Source organism: Mycoplasmopsis iners ATCC 19705 (genome assembly GCF_000701805.1).
Classification (GTDB): Bacteria; Bacillota_I; Bacilli_A; order Mycoplasmatales; family Metamycoplasmataceae; genus Mycoplasmopsis; species Mycoplasmopsis iners.
Genome location: NZ_JNJW01000019.1, coordinates 1 through 6,613, shown reverse-complemented (window position 1 = coordinate 6,613; position 6,613 = coordinate 1). Strand labels below are relative to the sequence as shown.

The window sequence follows — 6,613 nt, the reverse complement described above, 5'->3', positions numbered from 1 at the left end:
CTTCAATTGCTACCGCATTATCATTAGGAATCTTGTTGGCTATTCCAGCGATTAAAAACAAATTATTAAAATAAACTTAACATAAAAGATCAACCATTTAGGTTGATTTTTTTGTTGAATTTTTTGCATATAAGGGCGCACCAAAATCCGTCTTCAAACTTGAAAACTCGGAATAAAAAAGAATAAATGTATATTTGGAAGAAAAATATTAGAAAATTACATCAAGCGAAAATATCAAATATTGCTTAATTATAGGACTATTGGTAGAATTAAAAACCAATCAAATAACCGCAACAGATGTTATATGTATTACAGCACCAAAAGATTGTGAAAACAATTTTGTTTTTTCCAATCGCCATTGACAACAAAAGTAAATTTATTGTGAATTACAATTTGTTAAAAAGAAATGATTTAGATTTAGTTATGAAACATATGTCAAAAATAAAATTGAACAAACAATGAATAGCACATTCAGACCATGGTTTCCAATATTCATCTAAAGATTATTTGCAAACAATATCTAAAAATAATGGCGTTGTTTCAACGAGGAGAGTCGTTAACTCTCTATACAACACAGAAGCAGAATATTTCTTTTCCATTTTAAAATCTGAATGTTTAAAATTAATTGATATAACCCAGATAACTTTTGATGATCTTGGCAAAATAATTAATGATTTTATTTTTGGATACAATAATGAAAGAATTCAATCAAAATTAGATTAAAAAACACCTCAAAAACATTGAGGCGTTATTATGTCTAATTAAACCTTCTGCTCACTTTTAGTGTCCCAGTTTATGTTCTTAATTATTAATTATTTAAAAAACAAAGTTAAAAAATTAATATTTTTTAAGCTTAACACAAAAAAGTATTAAATAACTAAAAAACCTAGCAAAAACCCTTATTTTTACAAAAATAGCCAAAAATGACCTGTTTTTTTGACTTTTTTTGCGGCTTTTTTTTTTTTTTTTTAGAAGGCCTTTTTTAGTGCTATTATATCCCTATTCATTTATATAAATTATGTAAATTTAATAATAAATATATATAGGGAATAGGAGATATATATGAAAAATAAAAGATTAAAAAGGAGTCTTTTAATTGTACCTGCATCAGTACCATTAATAGGACTTGTTTTGCCTCTTTCATTGACTACAAGTTCAAACAATGTGTCAATCAAAACTATTTCAGGCCAAAATTGAACTTTTGATCGAGTTAATACTAATGTGCAAGATGATATTTGAAAGAACTATAATTCACTTCCCACTTCAGATCATAATGCCAGATATGCACCATATAGATATGTAAAAATTTATAACAGATCTGGTAATGAGTCTCCAGATGATAGAAATGATTTATGAGCATATAAAAATGTCGGAGACTCATGATTTAGATTATTTGATGCTTCAAGTTCAGGATTTCCGAACAATGTAAATGTTTCTGATTGAACGGGTAGTGGTTATACAACAGAAAATGGAACACTTTATTCTTGACAAGTAGAAGGTTTTAGTAGTAAAAATGTAGATCATGGACCATGATGAAACGGAAATGGATATAATCCAGGAACAGGTACTAAAAGATTTAAAATAGGTTATAACTTAGTTAATAAACCATTACTTGGCTCTTCGAATCAAGGTACGCAATCAACATTCTATACAGGAGCATTTTATTTTTCAAATGATATGAAATTAGCAAGTGATATTAAAATTCACTTGTACATAAAAGTTGATGATAGAAATGTTTCAAATGTTTTAAAGAAAAAAACTTATACTATCAAATTAAAAGAAGAAAATAATGCTATCTTATCTGATTATGATATTTCACCTTGAATTGGAAAAGTAGAAACAGTGAATAAAGATTCTCTTGTAGCTTCTCAAGATGGGGATAGATTAGAAGCATGATTAACTAACTATGCATACTTGCCTTATTACAAAAATATTCCAACATCATATACAAATGGTTTAAGTTCCGATTTACTTAACAAAAAAAGAATTTGAGATAATTATAAAGCTTCAGATAAATATAATGGAATGTATGATATTCTAGTGACTGGCTTCACTGATATGCAAAGCATTAGAAATAATGGATTTAAATTATCAAATAATAATTCTTCATATGTAAATTTTGGTTTATTTCAAAAAAACCTTATTAATGATTCAAGACCAGAAGGCATTATATATAGCAACCAAGGTGGTTTATTTGTCTTCAATATTCAAATGGATAAAAAGCTTGATTATTTAGTTGCTGGAGCAGTAGCAGAAGCAGAATTTGAACCGTATAATGATGTGACTAATCCAAGTAATACAACATTTTTTGGAAATACTGGTTCGTCAACAGACAAAAAATCTTTCTTCGGATCAGCAGAATATCGTGAAAAAGATGATGATATTAATCAAAGAATTGTTTCTGGATTTTGAAAAATAGCTGACAGATCTGAATCTCAACTTAAAAAATTCTATACTTTAGAAAATATTGATTCGGCGCTTGGTTCTGATCTTTATGATCCAAATAGTGATGCATTTCCAGACACAACTTTAAGAATTACTGAAGAAGGAAATTCAATTATTAATTATGACATTGATAAAAAAGGAATTAATAGAAACAAAAGTACAATTAGTACAAAAAATATTTATCAAGATACAAAAGCAGTAAGGGATACAAATGCTTTACGTTTAAAAAGTACAATTTCTAGCGCAGATGCTAAAAAATGAAAAGTTAAAAGTGGTAATTCATTAACTGCAAGTCCATTAACATCAAGTAGATTTGATAGTACCGGAATTGAATTTAGTCCAATTGTTTATACATATACTGATCTTGAATTAGCTAAAAGATATGTTGATGCTAAACAATGATTAAATAAAGGCCAAAAAGACTATTTAAAAATGGCATTAGAGAATGAATCAGGATTTAATGCAAGCAATAAATATTCAAACGATACACTTTTAACTGAATGAAAAAAGAAAATTGATACTCTCGATAATCTACAAGAAACAATTGAATCAAAATATAAAGAGATTCGTGATTTCCCTCTTAGTGACAATGTTTATGATTCAACTTACAATGCAAATATAACTAATAAAATTATTTATGCATTAGCTACAAAATCATCTAAAGACACTTTAGATTCAGTAATAACCAGAAATATTAACAAAATTAATTTCCGTTCAAGTCAATACAATACAGGATCTGGTGCAATTAATAGAACAACTTCTACAGAATATTCAACTTCTAATTCAAATGACGCATCATATAGTAGTTTAAAATCTTGAATGGAAGCAGTTTACAATGCACTTAATAATAATTTCACTGCTGTAATAAATAGTGGTAAAACTGAAATTGAAAAATATTTTGCAAAATTAGAACAATATCCAATTACTCAAGAAAGTTCTTCAACTTATAGTGGAAATTACAATAAAGCTAAAGACCTTATTATCGATACAATTAAAGATCAAGTTAAAAATCTTGGTTCAAAAACCCAACTAAGTCCATTTGTTAATTTAGATGCTACAAATAATCAAATTAAAGCAATTATTGATTTAATAGGTAAAGTTAATAAATTAAATAATGATAAAAATTCAGTTAAGTCACAAATTGAAACTTATAAACAATCACAAAGTGACTTTAATAATTTAGGTTCTTTTGAATTTGCAAGTTCTGCAAATAGAATTGATTTAACAACTCTTGATGCGTTTGATAAAAACTTAACAAATGCTTCTGGTAAAACCATTCCAAATATTTTTGCATCAACTGATATTCTTACTAGTTTTTATAACAGCAATAATAATATTTTTACTCAACAATGAATAGAAAAAGCAAAAGGTCTTAACGGTGCAATTAATGAATTTAATACCGAAATAAATAACTTTAACTATTTAGACACAAATCAAAAAACAAGTGCTAAAAACGATTTACAAACTGCTTTAGGTTCAAACAAGATTTTTACTTATGATGAAAAAGCAGTCACACTTAGTGTTAATACTGAATTTATTAAAAAAATAAACGATCAAATGGCTAGTGCTTTTGCCACTGCAAAAACTACAGCTAAAACTCAAATTTCAGCATTAAATGAATTAACAGACGCAGAAAAAACTCAAGTTAAAAAAGAAATAGATAGTGCCGCTCTTTACAAAGATAGTTATGATGTAAACCAACCATTTACTGACAAAATTTTAATTGGTTCAGACAAAAATGTTAAAGCAATTGTTGAGAAATGAACTGATATTAATAGTGAAAGAGCCAGAATTAAAAACTATACTGCTACTTTTGATTATCCAAATAAAAATATTGAGCCTACAACTGCTCAACAAAATTTAGTTTCTCAAAAAAGCATTTCTCCTGATGTAAATGGTTTAGAAACTGAAATTATTGATATTGATGGTAATAATAACACTGGAACTTTAACCGTTACTTATAGAGTAGTAAAATCAAGTGATAAAACTAATGTTTATACTCAAAATAAAACCTATGATATTACTGGTTTTTCTAATGAGCAAAATAGAGTTAATGATTTAAATGCTACTCCGAATTATATAGATGCGAGTCAAAAATCAAATATTCAAGCGTCAGTTGTTGTAAATAGAGATAATAACGCTGATGATATTACTTGAACATTACCAGAAAAAACAAAAATTTATCCAGGTAGTGTTAGATATCTTGGTTATAACGATATAACCGGCAAAATTAAAATTTCTTATAAATTGCAATCAACTGTTGATGCAAGTGCTATTTCTAATGAAAAAACCGCAGAAATTACTGGTTTTCAAACAGAATCAACCAGATTAAATAATTTGATCACACAAGACACAAATACTAATCAAAATACAGTTCTTAACATCACTGCAGATCCTATCAAACGTGCTTCAGATTCAACTTTAAATACTGATTACACAATTACTTTAGCAAATAATTATGGAACTACTAATCAAGTTGAATTAACTAATTTATCATCTCCTGCAGCTAATGATGCTGATGGCTCAGTTTCATATACATATAAATTAAAAACTACAAGAACTAAAGAAGATTTAGTAACAATTACTGAAGAAGCAGTCGATAACAATAATATTTATAGTGATCTTTCAGCATCACAAACTAGAACTGGTTTCTTAACTCAAGCTCAATATGAGAAAAATCAAAAAGATGCAGCGACAAAAGCAATTGATAATTATAAATATTTAAATGATGCACAAAAAACAGCACTTAAAAATGAAGTTGATCAAGCTAATCTAAATCAATTAGATCAAATTGCGAAAAATGCAAGTGATTTAAATGATGCAATGAAAGCTTACAACGATGCAACTAATAATATTGAAACGCTTAAACAAGGCACAAATTATACTCAAGCAGATAATCAGAGTGCTTTAGATGATGCGGTAAATCAACAAAAAACTGATGTTGATAAAACTCAAGGATCTAATTTATCATTAGAAGTAGTAAAAAATAGAACTAAAGCAATTCAAGAAGCAATTAGTAATTTAAATGGTGAAGAAAGATTACAAAAAGTTAAAAATGATGCAATAGCTAAAGTTAATTCCGATTATTCATCATTAACTGATAAACAAAAAGAAAAAGCAATTGCTTTAATTAATGGACAAACAACAATTAATGGTGTTACTGGTCAAGATGCAACTAATAATGCATTAAATTCTTCAATGAAAACCCTGCGTGAATACATTGCAAATCAAAACAATGTAACAACAGGCAATAATTATACTTATACTACTAACGCCTTAAGAGAAGCCTATGATGGCAATCCAACTAAAGATGGCAATCAAAAAGGCGGAGTGATTAAAGAAGCAGAAGATTTAGTAGCTGCTTTAAATACTGACAATAATGATAATTTAATGAACAAATCTAATATTGATACATTAAATAACAAAATTCAAACCGCAATTAATAATTTAAACGGTCAAAAACGTTATGAAGAAGAATTAGCAAGATTAAATGATTTATCTCTTGCTTTAGCTAAAGTTAAAGACGCAAAACAAGCTACAGATACAGCAAGCGAAATTGATAATAATGAAGTTGAATTCATTTCTTCAACTATGCCTGACAATGTAACTCCAGTTGATTTAGCTATTTCAAATCCAAATGAATTAACAGGTAAATTAGACTTAAGTTACAAATATCAATCAACTAAAGAAAATCTTGAAAGTGTTCAATCAACTAAGGTTTATACATTAAATGATAATAACGCCTTAAGCACTTTAACTGAACAACAAAGAGTGGATGATATTTTGGCTGATTTAAATAATTCATTTACTATTAATGAAAGTGATACTAACGCAATTGATAGAAATCAATTGCCAAGTGAAGTTGCTAAAGAAGCTATTAAAGCGTTTAACAACCCAGCAAACTTAAATGTTGAAGGTTATTTAAACAGTATTGAATTATCACCAAACAATGATAATGGTACATTAAACATAACATTCAAAATTGTTTCAACCAAAGCAATAGTGAATTCAAATAACGACCCACAAAAAAACCCAGTAGTTGTTTCAACTGGTACAAGAACAATTACTTTAACAGGTTTTAAAACTACTTTACAAGTTGAAAAAGAAAAAGTTACCCAATACATTAATAACAATGTTCCTGAAGAAGAAAAACAAGCTTTATTAGATG

2 protein-coding genes are annotated in these 6,613 nt (G+C 27.6%); both read left to right on the top strand.

What is annotated here, in order from left to right; all coding sequences use genetic code 4:
- Positions 1 to 432: 432 nt before the first annotated feature.
- Positions 433 to 723 carry an IS3 family transposase gene (locus T395_RS03445; RefSeq protein ID WP_169734117.1) on the top strand — a complete coding sequence of 97 codons (291 nt, stop codon included), beginning with the start codon at positions 433 to 435 and terminating at the stop codon, positions 721 to 723.
- A gap of 339 nt (positions 724 to 1,062) precedes the next feature.
- Positions 1,063 to 6,613 (top strand): GA module-containing protein (locus T395_RS03440; RefSeq protein ID WP_036458499.1); only part of this gene is annotated, 5,551 nt, incomplete at its 3' end.